Source organism: Gulosibacter molinativorax (assembly GCF_003010915.2).
Taxonomy (GTDB): domain Bacteria; phylum Actinomycetota; class Actinomycetes; order Actinomycetales; family Microbacteriaceae; genus Gulosibacter; species Gulosibacter molinativorax.
Map to the genome: position 1 here is coordinate 163,536 of NZ_CP028426.1, position 15,025 is coordinate 178,560.

18 protein-coding genes and 1 pseudogene are annotated in these 15,025 nt (G+C 65.6%); 11 read left to right on the top strand and 8 right to left on the bottom strand.

Translation table 11 applies throughout. From position 1 onward, the window contains the following. Nucleotides 1–441, top strand: a complete 441-nt coding sequence (locus GMOLON4_RS00880) for a hypothetical protein (RefSeq protein ID WP_026937367.1) — start codon at nt 1–3, stop codon at nt 439–441. Continuing rightward, entirely contained in the window at nt 438–755 is a 318-nt protein-coding gene (locus GMOLON4_RS00885; RefSeq protein WP_026937368.1) for a hypothetical protein, read from the top strand. Before GMOLON4_RS00880 ends, GMOLON4_RS00885 begins: the two co-directional genes overlap by 4 nt. 2 nt (nt 756–757) lie before the next feature. On the opposite strand, the gene GMOLON4_RS00890 is transcribed toward GMOLON4_RS00885, so the two are convergent. The 4 genes from GMOLON4_RS00890 to GMOLON4_RS00905 form a co-directional block, all read right to left on the bottom strand. Continuing rightward, entirely contained in the window at nt 758–1,492 is a 735-nt protein-coding gene (locus tag GMOLON4_RS00890) for a MucR family transcriptional regulator (protein ID WP_026937369.1), read from the bottom strand. Further along, nucleotides 1,489–1,818, bottom strand: coding sequence for a helix-turn-helix domain-containing protein (locus tag GMOLON4_RS00895; RefSeq protein ID WP_026937370.1), 330 nt, complete (start codon nt 1,816–1,818; stop codon nt 1,489–1,491). Before GMOLON4_RS00895 ends, GMOLON4_RS00890 begins: the two co-directional genes overlap by 4 nt. A gap of 51 nt (nt 1,819–1,869) precedes the next feature. Beyond that, nucleotides 1,870–2,088, bottom strand: coding sequence for a hypothetical protein (locus tag GMOLON4_RS00900; RefSeq protein WP_026937371.1), 219 nt, complete (start codon nt 2,086–2,088; stop codon nt 1,870–1,872). A 409-nt stretch (nt 2,089–2,497) separates the two neighbouring features. After that, nucleotides 2,498–2,842: a hypothetical protein gene (locus GMOLON4_RS00905; protein ID WP_146137474.1), complete on the bottom strand. Its 345-nt coding sequence runs from the start codon at nt 2,840–2,842 to the stop codon at nt 2,498–2,500. A gap of 449 nt (nt 2,843–3,291) precedes the next feature. Between GMOLON4_RS00905 and GMOLON4_RS00910 the strand changes: the two genes are divergently transcribed. The 8 genes from GMOLON4_RS00910 (at nt 3,292) to GMOLON4_RS00945 (ending at nt 8,487) form a co-directional block, all read left to right on the top strand. Continuing rightward, the gene (locus GMOLON4_RS00910; RefSeq protein WP_026937373.1) at nt 3,292–3,807 is read left to right on the top strand and encodes a methylated-DNA--[protein]-cysteine S-methyltransferase; all 516 of its coding nucleotides are present in this window, start codon (nt 3,292–3,294) and stop codon (nt 3,805–3,807) included. 51 nt (nt 3,808–3,858) lie between these two features. Next, on the top strand, nt 3,859–4,356 hold the full coding sequence (locus GMOLON4_RS00915; protein WP_035733210.1) for an RNA polymerase sigma factor: 498 nt from the start codon (nt 3,859–3,861) through the stop codon (nt 4,354–4,356). Further along, complete coding sequence (locus tag GMOLON4_RS00920; protein ID WP_035733179.1) at nt 4,353–4,997, top strand: methylated-DNA--[protein]-cysteine S-methyltransferase; 645 nt, start codon at nt 4,353–4,355, stop codon at nt 4,995–4,997. Before GMOLON4_RS00915 ends, GMOLON4_RS00920 begins: the two co-directional genes overlap by 4 nt. Beyond that, a complete protein-coding gene (locus GMOLON4_RS00925) occupies nt 4,994–5,725 on the top strand; it encodes a 2OG-Fe(II) oxygenase (protein ID WP_026937376.1) in 732 nt (243 codons plus the stop codon). The genes GMOLON4_RS00920 and GMOLON4_RS00925 overlap by 4 nt, the downstream gene beginning before the upstream one ends. After that, nucleotides 5,712–6,005, top strand: a complete 294-nt coding sequence (locus GMOLON4_RS00930) for an Ada metal-binding domain-containing protein (RefSeq protein ID WP_026937377.1) — start codon at nt 5,712–5,714, stop codon at nt 6,003–6,005. The genes GMOLON4_RS00925 and GMOLON4_RS00930 overlap by 14 nt, the downstream gene beginning before the upstream one ends. Further along, the gene (locus GMOLON4_RS00935; protein ID WP_026937378.1) at nt 6,002–6,673 is read left to right on the top strand and encodes an alpha-ketoglutarate-dependent dioxygenase AlkB family protein; all 672 of its coding nucleotides are present in this window, start codon (nt 6,002–6,004) and stop codon (nt 6,671–6,673) included. The genes GMOLON4_RS00930 and GMOLON4_RS00935 overlap by 4 nt, the downstream gene beginning before the upstream one ends. 47 nt (nt 6,674–6,720) lie before the next feature. Next, nucleotides 6,721–7,356 (top strand): DNA-3-methyladenine glycosylase I, encoded by a 636-nt coding sequence (locus GMOLON4_RS00940; RefSeq protein ID WP_026937379.1) that lies wholly within the window; start codon nt 6,721–6,723, stop codon nt 7,354–7,356. A 114-nt stretch (nt 7,357–7,470) separates the two neighbouring features. Continuing rightward, complete coding sequence (locus GMOLON4_RS00945) at nt 7,471–8,487, top strand: hypothetical protein (RefSeq protein ID WP_146137475.1); 1,017 nt, start codon at nt 7,471–7,473, stop codon at nt 8,485–8,487. 12 nt (nt 8,488–8,499) lie between these two features. On the opposite strand, the gene GMOLON4_RS00950 is transcribed toward GMOLON4_RS00945, so the two are convergent. The 4 genes from GMOLON4_RS00950 to GMOLON4_RS00965 are packed head-to-tail and all read right to left on the bottom strand — an operon-like array spanning nt 8,500 to nt 13,376. Beyond that, on the bottom strand, nt 8,500–9,351 hold the full coding sequence (locus GMOLON4_RS00950) for an NADPH-dependent oxidoreductase (RefSeq protein WP_084147577.1): 852 nt from the start codon (nt 9,349–9,351) through the stop codon (nt 8,500–8,502). Nucleotides 9,352–9,379: 28 nt separating this feature from the next. Beyond that, the gene (locus GMOLON4_RS00955; protein WP_026937382.1) at nt 9,380–10,552 is read right to left on the bottom strand and encodes an acyl-CoA dehydrogenase family protein; all 1,173 of its coding nucleotides are present in this window, start codon (nt 10,550–10,552) and stop codon (nt 9,380–9,382) included. A gap of 35 nt (nt 10,553–10,587) precedes the next feature. Next, nucleotides 10,588–11,847: a beta-ketoacyl-[acyl-carrier-protein] synthase family protein gene (locus GMOLON4_RS00960; RefSeq protein ID WP_026937383.1), complete on the bottom strand. Its 1,260-nt coding sequence runs from the start codon at nt 11,845–11,847 to the stop codon at nt 10,588–10,590. Continuing rightward, on the bottom strand, nt 11,844–13,376 hold the full coding sequence (locus GMOLON4_RS00965) for a class I adenylate-forming enzyme family protein (RefSeq protein ID WP_026937384.1): 1,533 nt from the start codon (nt 13,374–13,376) through the stop codon (nt 11,844–11,846). Before GMOLON4_RS00965 ends, GMOLON4_RS00960 begins: the two co-directional genes overlap by 4 nt. 144 nt (nt 13,377–13,520) lie before the next feature. Between GMOLON4_RS00965 and GMOLON4_RS00970 the strand changes: the two are divergent. Then, nucleotides 13,521–15,013 (top strand): annotated as a pseudogene (locus GMOLON4_RS00970) (DHA2 family efflux MFS transporter permease subunit). Nucleotides 15,014–15,025: the final 12 nt, after the last annotated feature.

A 15,025-nucleotide genomic window follows, 5' to 3' on the forward strand; every position in this document is an offset into this window, starting at 1 on the left:
ATGACCGAGTTCGATCCCGCCCCGTGGCTCGCAGCCCTGGGGCTAACCGGTACGGGCACGGGCGCGATCGGGTTCTTCGCGGGGCGTCGCAAAAGCAAAGCGGATGCCGCGCTCGCTGAGGTGCAGGTTGTCGCCGGTGCCCTCGAAGTGTGGAAGTCCACCGTGCAGCAGCAGGATCAGGACATGCGGGAGATGCGCGCCGAAATCGTGGAGATGCGTGGAGAACTCCGGGAGCTGCGGCTTGCGGAGCGTGTGCACGCGAACGCTAACGCCGTCCTTGTCGAGTATGTGCGGGAGGGCTGGCGGTTCAAGCGGGATAACCCGGGGAAGCCGTGGCCGCTCGCTGTGGAGGGCGGTATCCCGTCGCACGTGTACGCGATCGTGCACCCGGAATTGGCGAAAACGTTGACATCAGAGATACCGATCCAGGAGGAATCATGACCGACAATCCAGGCGAGCGTTCGGCAGCCATCGAAGCGGAGCGTTCCACTCAATCCCAATTCCCGTGGCGTGCCGCGATCCGTACCGGCACGCAGGTAGCGGTCTCGCTCATAGCGGTGCTGCTCGTCGCCATCCCGATCCTCGTAGACACGGTGGGGGTGTATTTGCCCGACGCGTGGATTGCGTGGCTCCTCGGCGCATCAGGTGTGCTGACGGCACTCTCCACGTTCCTCGCGCGACTCATGGCCGCGCAGCCCGTCGTCGATTTCGTGGCACGGTTCCTGCCGTGGCTCGCACCGGACTCGCACCCCTAGACTCACGCCCCGTCCCGGCTTCGGCTGGGGCGGGGCGCATTTCTCGTTTCCTGCGCGAGGTAGCGCCGCCTCCACCTCGTGACGGTGGCCTGCCCGATGCCGAGCGCGCGGGCTGCACCGCGGATAGTCAGGTGGGCAGTGGCGCGGATCGCAGCCTCAAAGTCCGTATACCCGAGCGCCTGCACCAGCTCGTCCATGACGCGACGCTTGCGGGCGTGCATCGCGGCAACACCTTTCGCCTGCCCTGGCGCGCGAACCTCGGGCACTCCTGCGCGTTGGTGCGCGACGCGGGTGTGCTCGGCAGCTTTCTTCGACCGCGCGGCCTGATCACGATGGGAGAGCTGCGCGCGGCCTTGGGGCGTGAGGGCGCGGCCGTGCGCCGAGCGAGCATGACGCGACTGCAGCGCCGTCGTTCTGGGGAGATTGTGCCGCTCAATGTACTCAGGGGCGGTCAGCCCGTGCATGCGCTGGAGGTGCTGCGCGAGTGACTGCCTGCGTGCTCCGCATTCGAGGCAGGTGATCGCGGCGCCGTCATCGTGACGCTCAGCGCGCTTGTTTGAAACGGCGGGCGCCTCGTCCCGGCGCAGGTACGCGCGGAGTTCGTCGAGGTTGTAGAGCATCGCGTCGCCCCGCATTTTGACGTGAGCGGGAAAGTCTGCGCGCCGCTGCCGGTAGGTGAGGAGTGTGCGGTGAGAGAAGCCGAGCTCGTCGGCAGCCTCGCGGAGGGTGACGATCATTCCTCGTACCAGGCGAGCATCGCGTCCGGTACGGCGTCGAGCACGCGTGCACCGAGTGCGAGGTACCAGCCTTGTGGTTTCGGGCCTCGGGGTAGCTCGATGATCACGCCGTCCTCGGCACCGCCGATCAGCCGCGAGGTTTCCTGGTCATGCTGGGCGCGGATCGCGAGGAGCTCGGTGATCACGCCTTCACGGGCCTGGAATTTCCCGGCCTCCCAGTCTTTGATGGTGTGCGGGTTCACCTTGAGCATCCCAGCGAGGTCGGTGCGGGTGAGGCCGAGCAGGTGGCGGGTCGCGGCGATCTCGGCGCCGGTCATAGTCGTCATTTCGTCTCCTAAAGATGAGAGTGCCCCGACACTTGGCCGGGGCACTTGGGGTTAGAGGGCGTGCTTCTGGACGATGGCCCAGAACTCTTCGGTGTCGGGCTTGATGTAGAAGCCCTGGCGGTCGAGGTGGTAGACGTTCTTCTCGGCGTCGTATGCGTCGTCGTACTCGATTACCTCGTCGGCGATGGCGTCGATGTCGTGCTCGTCGGCGAACTCTCCGAGGGCTTCGATGATGGACTCGATGGCTTCGGTGCGGGTGGTGTAGAACATTTGCTTGCCTTCCTGGCGGTGCTGGGAGCTGGTCTCCCTTGCTTGTATCTATAGCTTAGCACCCAAAAAGTGGGGGCGCAACCTCCGGGGGAAACTTTCCTCAAAACACTTTCCCCACCCTTATCCCGCCGCTTCGGTATCCCTCGGGTATCGACGGCACGCAACCCTAGCCAATTCTCGCCGTATCTCACCGGACGAGATTTGTGAGCGATTTACCTGGTCAGGCTCTCATTCACCGCATTCACCGATGCTCACCGCATTCGCCCGTATCCACGCCCTGTTGATCGAGAAGTCGCAGGTTCAAATCCTGTATTCCCGACCATGTGAAGTCTCGGAACATCGTTCACGCGATGTCCCGAGACTTCTTTGGTTTTGGCGCGGGGGTCCAAGAAACCTGTCGAGGGGCCGATCATCGCGGCATGGCGCCTGTCATCTGGCTGGTGGCCGGGCCTTGTTGACCGGTCGCACTCCGAAAAGATTGTTCGAGCAGCTTGGTCTGGCGTCGGTTCCAATCGTGCTGCTGCTCGAAATGCGCCGCGACTCCATACAAGACAAGTGCAACGGCGACGACGAACAACAAGATTGACACGACGCTGGTCGCCATCACCACAATGAGTAGAACGTTCATGCTCTCCGGGTCGGTGTTCGGCGGCACCACGAAGTTCAGCACTAGGGCGAGCGCAGCCAAGATGAAGTCGAGCACGAACAAAGCAGCGGCGCTGCGAAGCTTTCCAGAAGCACGATTTTCAGGCATGAACGTACATTAACCGCGCTGACGACGGCCGTCGGGAACCTGCGGACGAACGTTGTGTACCTGTAATGCTGCCCATTGAGCATGTTGGCGATATCGCACCGCGTTGCGGAGAAGTTGCAAACCTTGGTGTGGATGTTGTGAACCACGAAGTGGACGGCAGCGAACCATGGTGCGAGTTCGTTCCATCTGGGTGAACGCGACGAGCCGTGGTGACGGGACTCCCTGGTTCGTCAGGGCCACCTTGGAGGGTGCCGGAACTACCCTGGTTCACGGTAGAGGTCCCCTCAAACGCGACCGCAGCAATTTGGTCCGCATCTCAAACACCTCACAGCGACATGCAGCGGGAGCTGCCGTGGTCCGGCACTTGAGCGGAACATGGAAGAGTCGAGCGCATCTCACGTTTCGCCACGCTGGTGCGTCTTCATAGCGAGCAAGAAGAGGTGATGATCATGACTACGGTTCGACATGCACTGGTCGAGACAACGTTGGGAGAAGTGACGCTGGTCGCTGACGGCGATGATCTTACGGGGCTGTATTTTCCGGAGCATTGGCACCTACCCGATGAAACGACCTTCGGCGTTCGTGTGGATGCTGAGGAAGACGATGTGCTCGCGCGAGCGAAGGCGGAACTCGACGAGTTTTTCGTGGGCGACCGCGAGTCGTTCGACGTGTCGGTCCAAACTTGGGGGAACGAGTTCTCCGAGCGTGTGTGGGCAATGTTGCGTGAGATTCCTTATGGGCAAACCACGACATATGGCGCGCTGGCCGAGAGGCTTGGGGATCGGAGACTTGCACAGCGCGTGGGGCAGGCGGTCGGGAGGAACCCGGTGTGCGTGTTCATTCCGTGTCATCGCGTCGTCGGTGCCGATGGATCGCTGACGGGGTATGCGGGTGGTCTGGACCGCAAGCGATTCCTACTGGAGTTGGAAGAGCCAGCCGAGGCGTCAGGCTCGCGGCTGTTTTAGAAAGTCTGATCTCACGTTTGAACCGACTGATGCGTTTACCGTGTGATGAAGATGAAGCATCCATTCGAGCAGGCGGTCAAGCGGCACGGGGAGACTGTGCTGCGGGTCTGTCGCGCCGTGCTGGGGCCAGGCGCGGATGCTGACGACGCGTGGTCTGAGACGTTCCTCGCCGCACTGAAGTCTTGGCCGGACCTGCCGGAGGACACGAACGTTGAAGCGTGGTTGGTGCGCGTGGCCCGTCGAAAGGCGATCGACGTAACCCGAGCGCGCGCTCGGCGCGCGATTCCGAGCGATTCCCTCCCAGAACAGGTCTCGACGTTGGGCATCCCCGGCCGTGACGAGTACGGGGTGTGGGCGGCGGTCGCCGTGCTCCCGGAACGACAGCGCCTCGCGGTCGCCTATCACTATCTCGGCGGGCTGCCGCACGCCGAGACCGCCGAGATCATCGGCGGCAGCCCGGATGCGGTGCGCCGCGCCGCGGCCGACGGTATGAAGACCTTGCGACAGATCTATCACTCGGGCGAGCACACGAAGGGAGCGCCCCGATGAGCGACATCACACCATCCGGCCTGAACCTCGCGGCCGATCGTAACCAGGGGGCCGAGCACGCCGCACTATTCCCGATCGAGCCCGGCACGATGACCGACCTGCACACGCGACTGGCGGCCATTGCCGGTGAGCACGGCTTGCTCGACGTCGCCTACCGTACGATCGACACCCCAGTCGGCCCGCTGCTGTTGGCTGCGACCGAGAAGGGTCTCGTGCGCGTCGCGTTCGAACGCGAAGGCTTCGACACGGTACTCGAAACCTTGGCGAAGAAGATCAGCCCTCGCGTGTTGGAAGCCCCGCGTCGCTTGGATGCGGTCGCCGAGGAAATCGAGGAGTACTTCGCCGGTACGCGGCACGCGTTCGATCTGCCGCTCGATTACGCGATGTCCTCGGGGTTCCGGCAGATCGTGCAGCGTTACTTGCCGCACATCGGCTACGGGCGCACCGAGTCGTACAAGGAGGTTGCGGAGCACGTCGGCAATCCGAAAGCGGTGCGGGCTGTGGGTACGGCGTGCGCGACGAACCCGTTGCCGGTGGTGGTGCCCTGCCACCGGGTGCTGCGCACCGACGGCAGTCTCGGCGGGTACATCGGCGGCCTGGACGCGAAGACGACGCTACTGACATTGGAGAAGGCAGCATGAACACGAAACAAACCAAGCCAGACGTCTACGCTCAGCGCGTGGACTCCGGGAACTGGGAGGCGATCACCGCCGAGGTGAACGAGTACGGCGGGGCGCTGCTGCCGCAGTTGCTCACACCGGAGGAGGCCGAGGAGATTCGTGGCCTCTACGAGGTGGATGCGATGTTCCGGCAGACGGTCAACATGGGGCGAGTGCGTTTCGGCGAGGGCCAATACAAGTATTTCCATGCCCCGTATCCGGAGCCGATCGAGCGACTCAAACAGGCCCTGTACCCACATCTGCTGCCCATCGCGCGCGACTGGTGGGGGAAGCTTGGCCGAGACGCGATCTGGCCGGACACCCTGGACGAGTGGCTTCAGATGTGCCATGAGGCGGGACAGGACAAGTCAACCGCGATCCTGCTGAAGTATGGCGAAAAGGACTGGAACGCGTTGCACCGCGATCTCTACGGGGACCGGGTGTTTCCGCTGCAGGTGGTAATCAATCTCAATAATCCGGGTGTGGACCACACCGGTGGTGAGTTCTTGTTGTTGGAGCAGCGGCCCCGGGCGCAATCGCGTGGCTCGGCGTTCTTGTTGCCGCAGGGGCACGGGTACGTGTTCACGACGCGGGACCGGCCCGTGGAGTCTAGGCGGGGCTGGTCGGCGGCGCCGGTACGCCACGGAGTGTCCGCAATCCGTTCGGGGGAGCGGTTCACGCTTGCGCTGGTCTTCCATGACGCCGCGTGAGGGCATGATGACCGGTAAGACGTATACGCTCCTCGGCGCGGACCGCAGCCCGTATGAGAGCGTGACTCCCGGGATCCTGGGCGGGCACCGTGGCGGACGGATCTATGGCCGACTGGATTGCCCGGCGGCGCTGCGGGCGATCGCGAAGGGCGGTTACGTGAAGAACCGGGTGTTCTTCGCCAACGAGGCCATCGCGATCGCCGCGGGGTTCCGCCCCTGCGGCGCGTGCCTGCCGGAGAAGTATGCCTTGTGGAAACGGTCACGCGAGGCGGCCCGATGAGCACTCTCTTCGGAGACGACATGCTGGACCGGGCTGCACCCGAGCTGCCCGAAGGGGCACACTTTGTGCCAAGCTGGCTCACACTCGAGCAGCAGCGGTGGATCGTGGCTCGCTTCCATGAGTGGACCAAGGGCCCCGTTCCTATCAGGGCCGCGAAGGTTCGAGGGCACGAGATGAGCGTGCGCACGGTGTGCCTTGGTTGGCATTGGCGACCCTACGAATACACCCGAGAGGCCGTTGATGTGAACGGTAACCGGGTACTCGATTTCCCAGACTGGATGGTGCGCCTCGGCCGCAAAGCGCTTGTCGCCACGTCGGGCGACCCGCACGCGGGCGATGACTACACGCCGGACACGGCGCTGGTGAACTACTACGACGACACCGCGCGGATGGGGATGCACCAAGACAAGGATGAACGCGCCCGGGCCCCTGTGGTGTCGCTGTCAATCGGCGACACCTGTCGATTCCGATTCGGCAACACCGAGACGCGGGGCAGGCCTTATCAGGACATCGACCTGGCATCCGGCGACCTGTTCGTCTTCGGCGGCCCGTCGAGGCTGGCCTACCACGGCATCCCGAAGGTGTACCCCGGCACCGCACCTGCGGGCTGCGGGCTCGAGACCGGACGAATCAACATCACGATGCGGGTTACCGGCCTCGACGGTTGAACTGAAACACGCATCCGCACCGAAGCAGCGAAAGAAGCAGATTGAGCATACCGACCACCGCAGCATCCAAAACCACCGATGCCACCGATGATCCAGGCATTGTCGTCGGTGATGACGGACTGGCCCGTCCGGCATGGGCGAGCGTCGACCCGATGCTTCGGGAGTACTACGACACCGAGTGGGGCATGCCTATCCGCGACGAGCAGGGCATGTACGAGCGAATCAGTCTCGAGGCGTTTCAAGCGGGCCTGTCCTGGGCCACGATCCTGCGCAAGCGGCCCGCCTTTCGCGCCGCATTCAACGACTTCGAACCGGAACAGGTCGCTGGCTACGGTGAAACAGAGATAGAACGGCTCATGGCCGACACCGGTATCGTGCGAAACAAGGCGAAGATCCATGCCGCGATCACCAATGCGAATGCGACCATTCGGCTTCGCGAACGAGGGGGTCTGGTTAGCTTCGTGTGGTCGTTCCAGCCCGCTGAGACACCGATGCCGCGCACGTTCGCGGAGATTCCCACGAAATCACCTGAATCCTTCGCTTTGTCAAAGGCACTTCGCAAGGAAGGATTCTCGTTCGTCGGCCCCACGACGATGTACGCGCTGATGGAGGCGGTGGGGATCATCGACACGCATCTGCTCGGCTCGCACCGCCGTGGCTCGTCGGGTGTCTGGCCCGCATGAGATAAGCGGCAGCACGGATGCCTCTGTGCACGCTCGCGCTGGATTAGCGCACGAACGCCGAAAGCGAACCGCTCACCACCCCGATCTCAGGGTTCGGCTGAGATAATTCTTGAAATGGATGCGCTGGGATGGAACTCGACCGGAAGTGACGGGGCTATTGAGCGCGCCCGTCCAGGATCAGGCGTGCAGTGGCGCCGCCGCGGACCGGCGCTCGAACTGAACTTTGAGAAGCCCATCGGCGACAAGATGTGGCGCAAGAACGCGTTCTCCCCGGGCGCGATCCCGTGGCTGTGGGGCATCGGCTGGGGTGTCGCGGGCATCGCCGGATACGCCGCACTCGCGGTGATCGGCGGCGTCATCTCGCTGTTCGCGGGCGCGGCCATCCTGCCGCCGCTCGCGGTACTCATCGGCGGCCTCGTGGTCGGCCCCGCCGCGGGCATCGCGGGATTCCTCGCGGGCCGGAAGAAGCAGGATTCCGTCCGTGAACGTCAGGCCACCGAATACCGCTACACGGAGGCGATCACTGACGCCGTCGGCAACGAGTATCGCGGGGCCGGCGCCAAGACGTTCCTGAACAAGATCGCGGAGGTCATGCGCACAGGCAGGCCGCTGCGCGCAAACGTGCTGTCCGTCAACGGCTACGCCGAATTCAGCATCGAGCCGATCGGTCCGTCGAGCATCCGCATCCAGCCGCTCGAAATCCCGGCCGAGGGCAAGCTCTACAACAAGCTCGCGCGGCAATTCGTGAGTAAGCCGGTCGATGAATCGCTCGTCACCGCGCCGGTCGACAAGAAGATGGCCGTACTCGAGGAGCGGCTCGAGGCCATCCGTAAGGTCGGCAACATCGACTCGCGACACCAGGCATACCCGCAGTTCTCGATGCTCCAGGTCGATCGCATCAGCGAGTATCGGCAGCTCGCATCGCGCGCCAACCGGGTCGCGTCGATCAACAGCCCCGAGGCACAGGCAACTGCGATGGAGCTGCTCGAGAACCTCGACCACGTCGTGGACCTCATGAAGGTCGGCGTCGATGAGCTCGAGGTCAACGTCCTCAAGGACGCCGAGATCCGCTCAGACGCCCACCTCATCTTCCTGCGCGACAAGTACAACCGCCTCGAGCGCGAGGAATAGCTCGCAGCGCAGTTACTCCGAGTCGAAGCCCTTCGCCGCGAGCCACTCGCGGATCTGGTGCCGGCCGTGCATCCCCTCGACCGAACCGATGCGGCGGTTGAGCGTGAACGCCCAGCTGTAGTTCTCGCGACCGTAATCGGCGTAATAGTCGGCGAGGTGCTGTTCGTACTCGCGCGAGGCCGATTCCCACGCTCCGGCGTCGTATTGCTCGTGGTGCAAGACCGCGCGCTGCGGCAGCCGGGGCTTGGTGGATGCGCGCTCGGTCGGGTCGGGGACGCCAACCGCGAGCCCCACAACGGGAAAGACGTACTCCGGTAGATTCAGCTCGCGCGAGAGCTCGAGCGGATTGTTACGCACCGAGCCGACGAACACCCCGCCGAGGCCGAGCGACTCGGCGGCAAGCAACGCGTTCTGCCCCGCGATCCCGGAGTCGACGAACGACACGAGCGTGTTTTCGAGATAGCCGACCGAATCCACCTCGGTGCCGTGCGCGGCCTCGACGATGCGGGTGTTGCGGTTGAAATCGGCGGTCCACACGAGAAACACCGAGCAGTGCTCGATATAGGGATGCCCGCCGAGCGCCGCCGAGATCCGGTCCTTCCGCGCCTGGTCGCGCACCGCGACGACGCTCCAGACCTGCAGATTGGAGGACTGCGAACCCGACTGCGCGGCCGCGACGATCAACTCGAGCTGCGCATCCGTCACCTCTGCCGGCAGAAACTTGCGCACCGAACGGTGCCGCAACTGCAAGTTGATGGTCGCGTTGCCGTCGGCAAGCGGGCCAGGATGCGCAGCACCGTATCGGCGCTCTACCAGCTCGTTGGTCGAAGGGTCGGACTCGCGGGCGGCGTCGTGGTTCGTCATAGAACGAATCTACTTGCTTGGTGCCTGACTATTGATCCAGGTAGGCCCCGGCGAACAGCGGCCGCGCGCCGTCCCAGCCGGAGGGGTGGAACATCCCCGCGAGCGCGTCGCGGTAGAGCCGGTTCAGTTCCGAGGAATTGTCGAAGGCCGCGCCGCCAGCGCACCGGAACGCATCCTCGACCACCCGCCGCGCCATCTCGGTGGCCCGCAGCTTTGCGCCGACGAAGCGTCGCGGCCAACCCGCGCCGTGGTCGACGAGGTCGTCGAAGTCGCGCGTGTAGCTGTCGAGCTGGGGCGGCACCGACTCGTAGAGGATCGCGGCGTCGGCGACGCGGTCGCGGAACTCGGGCAGCTCCGCGTAAGTCACCTCGTTCTTGCGCGACGCCCGCTTGTGGAGCGCCTCGCCCGCCAGCTCGAGGGCGCGGGCGGCGAGACCGGTGTAGACCGAGGCGATGAGCAGCTGGAAGTGCGCGTTGATCGCGAACGTGAGCGAGTCCGGGGTCATGCCGTCGGGGATGCGCCGGGTCACGCGGTCCGCGCGCATCGGCACGTCGGTGAGGGTAGTCGAGCGGCTCTGCGTGGCGCGCATCCCCATCGGGTCCCAGTGCTCGGAGACCGCGATGCCGTCCTCGCCGCGCTCGATGAAGCCGTAGACGATCCGCTTATCCTCGGGGTCGATCTCGTCGAGGCCGTGGGCGCCGAGCCGCGTCCAGACGGGTGAGAGCGACGTGAAGATCTTCTTGCCGGTGAAGCGGTAGCCGCCATCGCCGGTGGGGACGGCGGCGGTGGTCGAGCCGTAGAGCACGAGGTCGTTGCCGGGCTCGCTCACGCCGAACGCGAACACCTCGCCGGCCGCGGTCTCCTCGAGCACGAACCGGTGCGAGTCGTCGCCTCGCTCGAGCAGGGCGCGGGCGACGCCGGTCCACACGAGGTGCATGTTAATGCCCAACGCTGTCGCGGGCGCCGCCTTCGCGAGCACCTGCTGGAGCCGCGAGACCTCGTTCATGCCGAGCCCCGGCCCACCCATGTCCTTCGGCACGAAGAGCTTCAGGTAGCCGTGCTCGACGAGCTCGTCGAAGTCCTCCTGGAAGAAGCGGTTCTCGCGGTCATACGCCGCGGCCCGCCCCCGGATGCGCTCGAGCAGGTCGTCGGGAAGAAACTCGGCTTGGATCTCGGCGAAGCGGATCTCGCGGTCGGTCATGGGGCTCCTTCTATGGTGAAACCGGTTGGGGATGGTCAGGAGATCGCGCGCAGCAGCACCGAGGCGTTGTGCCCGCCGAACCCGAAGGAGTTCGACAGCACGGCACGAACGCGGGCTTCGCGCGGCTCGGTCACGAAGTCGAAGCCGAGGAATTCGGGATGCTCGAGATTAATCGTCGGTGGAAGCACCTGGTCGCGCAGCGTCAGGGTCGCGATGACCGCCTCGAGCACTCCGCCTGCGCCGAGCATGTGCCCGGTCGAGGACTTCGTCGCGCTGATGGGAACGGCGCGCGCGTGGTCGCCGAGGGCGCCTTCGAGCGCGCGCAGTTCCATCTCGTCGTTGAGTTTCGTGCTCGTGCCGTGCGCGTTGACGTGATCGACGTCGGCCGACGATACCCCGGCATCGGCGAGGCATTCGGCGATCGCCGCGATCGCACCCCGGGCCTCGGGATGCGGCGCGGTCGCGTGGTGCGCGTCGCTCGCCGCGCCGAACCCCGCGAGTTCGGCGAGCGGGGTCGCACCGCGATCGCTCGCGACCTCCTCGGCCTCGAGCAGGATCGCGCTCGCCCCGGCCGCCATCACGAATCCCGACCGATCGCGGTCGAAAGGCCGGGATGCGCGCTCCGGCATCGACTCGTAGCCGCTCGCGAGCGCGCGCATGTTCGCGTTCGAGGAGAAGTTCACCGGGTTCACGCAGTCCTCGTAGCCGACGACGAGCGCGGCATCGGCGTATCCGTGGCGGATCCGCCGCATCGCCTCGCCGAGCGCAACGGTGCCGCTCGCGCACGTCGCCGAGATCGCGAGGGCGGCGCCGTGGGCGCCATACCGCTGGCTGAGCAGCGCGCCCGCCGCATCCGGTGCTCCGTGCATCGAAAGAAACGGCGTGACGCGGCGCGCGCCCTGTTCGTCGAAGGTGCGGGTCGCATCCTGCATCGCCTCGATCGGGCCGGAGCCCGAGCCCGTCACGATCGCGAAGCGGCTGGATGCGACCGGCAGTGGCCAGCCCGTCGCCGCGTCCGCAAGCCCCGCGTCCCGCATCGCCTCGTCTGCGGCGCCGATCGCGTACCAGAGCACGCGGCTGAGCCGCCGCGATTCGCGCGGCTCGAGGACGATATCGGGATCGAAGCCCCGCACCTGGCCGCCGATCCGCACCGCAATACCGTCGAATTCCTCCCCGTCGAGGAGCCGAATTCCGCTGCGACCGTGACGCACCGCATCCCAGGTGCTCGGGGCATCGAGCCCCGAGGGAGTGACGGCACCGAGTCCGGTGACGACGACGCGGCGTAGCCTGGTCATAAGCGAATCAACCCTTCTGCATCTGCCTCGCCGTCAGACAATAGCGCGGCGGTCTCGGCTCGGCGAATCTTGCCGCCAACCGTGCGGGGGAGACTGTCGATGCGATAAAAGCGGCGCGGCACGAACTGGGGCGCGAGCTGCTCGCGAGCGTGCGCGAGCAGCTCGGCCTTGCCGGGCACCGCATTCCCCTCGAGCACGAGCGCGACGACGGCGCCGAGCCGTTCGTGTGGGACGCCGACGGCGCAGCAGACCTCGGCACCAGGCAAGGAGTGGAACGCGCGCTCCACCTCCGGCAGCGAAATCTTGTGGCCGCCCGACACGACGATGTCGCCCGAGCGGCCGACAAGCGTGAGCTTCCGGCCATTCAGGCTGCCCTGGTCGTGCACGGTGGCCCAGCCGTGCTCGCCGCGCAGCTGCGCATCCGTGGTCGAGGCGACGTAGCAGAGGGCGGTCGAGGCGACCCGAATCCACAGCGTGCCCACCTCGCCGTCGGCAAGCGGCAGACCCGCGCCATCTCGAATCTCGGCCTCGACGCCGTCGTACAGCGTTATCTTGGTGCCGTCGCTGTCGCGGCTGTCGCCGATGAAACCGATCTCGGCCGCGCCGTAGTAGCTAATGAGCCGCGAGCCGGGCAGCTGCGTCGCGAACGCATCCCGAATCTGCGCCGACAGGTTCGCGCCGCCGGTCACCGCGAGCTTGAGCGAGCTGAGTCGCTGCGGATCCCGCTTCGCCGCCTCCGCGAGCCCCTGGATAACGGCCGGCACAGCGACGACGCGAGAGATGCGCTCCTCGCCAATGCGGCGGGATGCGCGCAGCACGTCGAACTGATCGGCCACGTGGCACGTGCCGCATGAATAGAGGCATTCGACGAGAGCGAAGAGGGTGAGGCTATAGGAGAGGGGGCCGGGGGCGAGCGTCGCGACGCCGGGGCTCGCCTCGAGGTAGTGGCTCGAGGCCTTCGCGTTGTACCGGTACTCGTGGCGCAGCCGCATGAAGGCCTTCGGGGCGCTCGTGGTTCCCGAAGAAAAAAGGAGTAGGAAGGCCTCGTCCGGATCCCGCACCTCCGGCGCACCTGCCGGTGGCAGTGCATCCTCGAGCGCGAGGAACTCGGCGAGGGTCACGATCGTGCCCGTCCAGCGAGCCTGCGCGAGCGCCTCGCGCAACTCGACCGAGTCGCTGATCACGAGGCCGATGCCGACCTTTAGGATGATCCCGACCTGGTGCTCGAGCGGCCAGCGAGGGTCGATCGTCGCCGAGACAGCGCGGAATCCCGCGAGACCCGCGAGGATTCTGGCGGTGTGGAACGCATCCGTGAGGCTGATTGCCGTGATGGGGATGCCCTGTGCCTCGGGTGCCGGGACGGGTCGCGCATCCTTCGGTTGCCTCGCCTGCAGGTGTTCGACCGCCGCACGCACGCGCGCACCGTCGGCCACCAAGTCGCGGTAGGTGAGCCGCTCATGATCACCGACAATCGCGAGCCGGTCCGGATGCGTTGCCGCCACCTCGAGAATCGTGCGGGTGATCGGCATGGTTGCGCTCCTCCAACGGGGATTATTGGATCTCGGGTAAGTATATGCGGCGCCGGAATATCGCTACACTGGACCGTTCGCATTCGCGGCCACCGGACTACAATCGCGTGTTCCGTCACCTTATTGCCTCTTCAGGAGACCTTCTTGTCGTCCCCGGATACTGCTCCCACTCGCCCCGGTAATTCCGGAACCAGCGCCGACTCACTTCCTCCCGGCGCGACCCCCGTCATCTGGCTGCTGATCGTCGCCGCGTTCGTCGCGATATTGAATGAGACGACGATGGCGATCGCGATCCCGCACCTCAATGCGGATCTTGGCATCCCGCCCGAACTCGGGCAGTGGTTCACGAGCGCCTTCATGCTCACAATGGCGGTCGTTATCCCGACGACCGGGTACATCCTCCAGCGATTCACCACGCGGCAGATTTTCCTCGCCGCGATGACGGCGTTCGCAATCGGTACGCTCGTGTGTCTCGTCGCGCCAGGGTTTACCGCCTTGCTCGTCGGCCGCGTGATTCAGGCGGCAGGCACCGGCGTCATGATGCCACTACTGATGACCACGCTCATGAACGTCGTGCCGGCGAGCCAGCGTGGGCGCTGGATGGGCATGGTCAGCATGGTGATCTCGCTCGCCCCGGCACTCGGGCCGAGCCTCTCCGGCGCCGTGCTCGACTCGCTCCACTGGCGCTGGCTCTTCGGCATCGTGCTGCCAATCGCGCTCGTGTCGCTCGCGATGGGCGCCAAGTGGATGACTAACCTCGGCGAGCCGTCCAAGGCGCCGTTCGACCTGCTCTCGGTAGTGCTCGCAGCGCTCGCGTTCGGCGGGCTGGTCTTCGGCCTGAGCCAGTTCGGGGCGGATACGTCGCAGCCGTCGGCCGGGCAGCTCTCGCCAGTCGTGCTCGGCACCATCGTGACGGTGGCGGGTGCCGTGATGCTCGGCCTGTTCGTCTGGCGACAGCTGGCGCTGCAGCGGGATGATCGGGCGTTGCTCGATCTTCGCACGTTCAAGTCGCGGAACTTCACGATCTCGGTCATCACGATGACGGTCATCGCGATCGCGATGTTCGGCACGCTCACGCTCCTTCCTCTGTACCTGCAGAACGTTGCGGGCCTGGATGCGCTGCAGGCCGGCCTCGTGCTGATGCCGGGTTCCCTGCTGATGGGTCTGCTCGGGCCGTTCATGGGACGGATCTATGACGCCAAGGGGCCCCGCGCGCTGCTCGTCCCCGGGACGATCCTCATCTCTGTCGCGCTGTTCGTCTACTCGACGGGGGGGAGTCGACCCCGGTTTGGCTGCTCGTGGCGGTCCAGGCCGTGATGTCGGTTGGGCTCGCGATGTCCTTCACGCCGCTGTTCTCGGCGTCCCTCGGCTCACTGCCAGTGAAGCTGTACTCGCACGGTTCCGCCGCGCTGAACACGATGCAGCAGGTCGGCGGCGCAGTCGGTGTTGCCGTCCTCATCGCCGTGTACTCGAGCATCCTGCACCGTGGCGAGGCAGCGGGGATTGCGACCGCGGCCGCTGGGGCGCCCGGAGCGCGAATGGCATTCCTAATCGCGGCGCTCATCGGCCTGGTGCCCGTGGTGCTTGCCTGGTTCGTGCGTAAGCCCGCCGATCAGGAGGTCGCGCCGGCTCCGTGACGCGTTGACGTT

What these genes read in the sequence shown, in the direction of transcription:
- GMOLON4_RS00880 (WP_026937367.1), top strand. Translation starts at nt 1, where the DNA reads ATGACCGAGTTCGATCCCGCCCCGTGGCTCGCAGCCCTGGGGCTAACC.
- GMOLON4_RS00885 (WP_026937368.1), top strand. Translation starts at nt 438, where the DNA reads ATGACCGACAATCCAGGCGAGCGTTCGGCAGCCATCGAAGCGGAGCGT.
- GMOLON4_RS00890 (WP_026937369.1), bottom strand. Translation starts at nt 1,492, where the DNA reads ATGATCGTCACCCTCCGCGAGGCTGCCGACGAGCTCGGCTTCTCTCAC.
- GMOLON4_RS00895 (WP_026937370.1), bottom strand. Translation starts at nt 1,818, where the DNA reads ATGACGACTATGACCGGCGCCGAGATCGCCGCGACCCGCCACCTGCTC.
- GMOLON4_RS00900 (WP_026937371.1), bottom strand. Translation starts at nt 2,088, where the DNA reads ATGTTCTACACCACCCGCACCGAAGCCATCGAGTCCATCATCGAAGCC.
- GMOLON4_RS00905 (WP_146137474.1), bottom strand. Translation starts at nt 2,842, where the DNA reads ATGCCTGAAAATCGTGCTTCTGGAAAGCTTCGCAGCGCCGCTGCTTTG.
- GMOLON4_RS00910 (WP_026937373.1), top strand. Translation starts at nt 3,292, where the DNA reads ATGACTACGGTTCGACATGCACTGGTCGAGACAACGTTGGGAGAAGTG.
- GMOLON4_RS00915 (WP_035733210.1), top strand. Translation starts at nt 3,859, where the DNA reads ATGAAGCATCCATTCGAGCAGGCGGTCAAGCGGCACGGGGAGACTGTG.
- GMOLON4_RS00920 (WP_035733179.1), top strand. Translation starts at nt 4,353, where the DNA reads ATGAGCGACATCACACCATCCGGCCTGAACCTCGCGGCCGATCGTAAC.
- GMOLON4_RS00925 (WP_026937376.1), top strand. Translation starts at nt 4,994, where the DNA reads ATGAACACGAAACAAACCAAGCCAGACGTCTACGCTCAGCGCGTGGAC.
- GMOLON4_RS00930 (WP_026937377.1), top strand. Translation starts at nt 5,712, where the DNA reads ATGACGCCGCGTGAGGGCATGATGACCGGTAAGACGTATACGCTCCTC.
- GMOLON4_RS00935 (WP_026937378.1), top strand. Translation starts at nt 6,002, where the DNA reads ATGAGCACTCTCTTCGGAGACGACATGCTGGACCGGGCTGCACCCGAG.
- GMOLON4_RS00945 (WP_146137475.1), top strand. Translation starts at nt 7,471, where the DNA reads ATGGATGCGCTGGGATGGAACTCGACCGGAAGTGACGGGGCTATTGAG.
- GMOLON4_RS00950 (WP_084147577.1), bottom strand. Translation starts at nt 9,351, where the DNA reads ATGACGAACCACGACGCCGCCCGCGAGTCCGACCCTTCGACCAACGAG.
- GMOLON4_RS00955 (WP_026937382.1), bottom strand. Translation starts at nt 10,552, where the DNA reads ATGACCGACCGCGAGATCCGCTTCGCCGAGATCCAAGCCGAGTTTCTT.
- GMOLON4_RS00960 (WP_026937383.1), bottom strand. Translation starts at nt 11,847, where the DNA reads ATGACCAGGCTACGCCGCGTCGTCGTCACCGGACTCGGTGCCGTCACT.
- GMOLON4_RS00965 (WP_026937384.1), bottom strand. Translation starts at nt 13,376, where the DNA reads ATGCCGATCACCCGCACGATTCTCGAGGTGGCGGCAACGCATCCGGAC.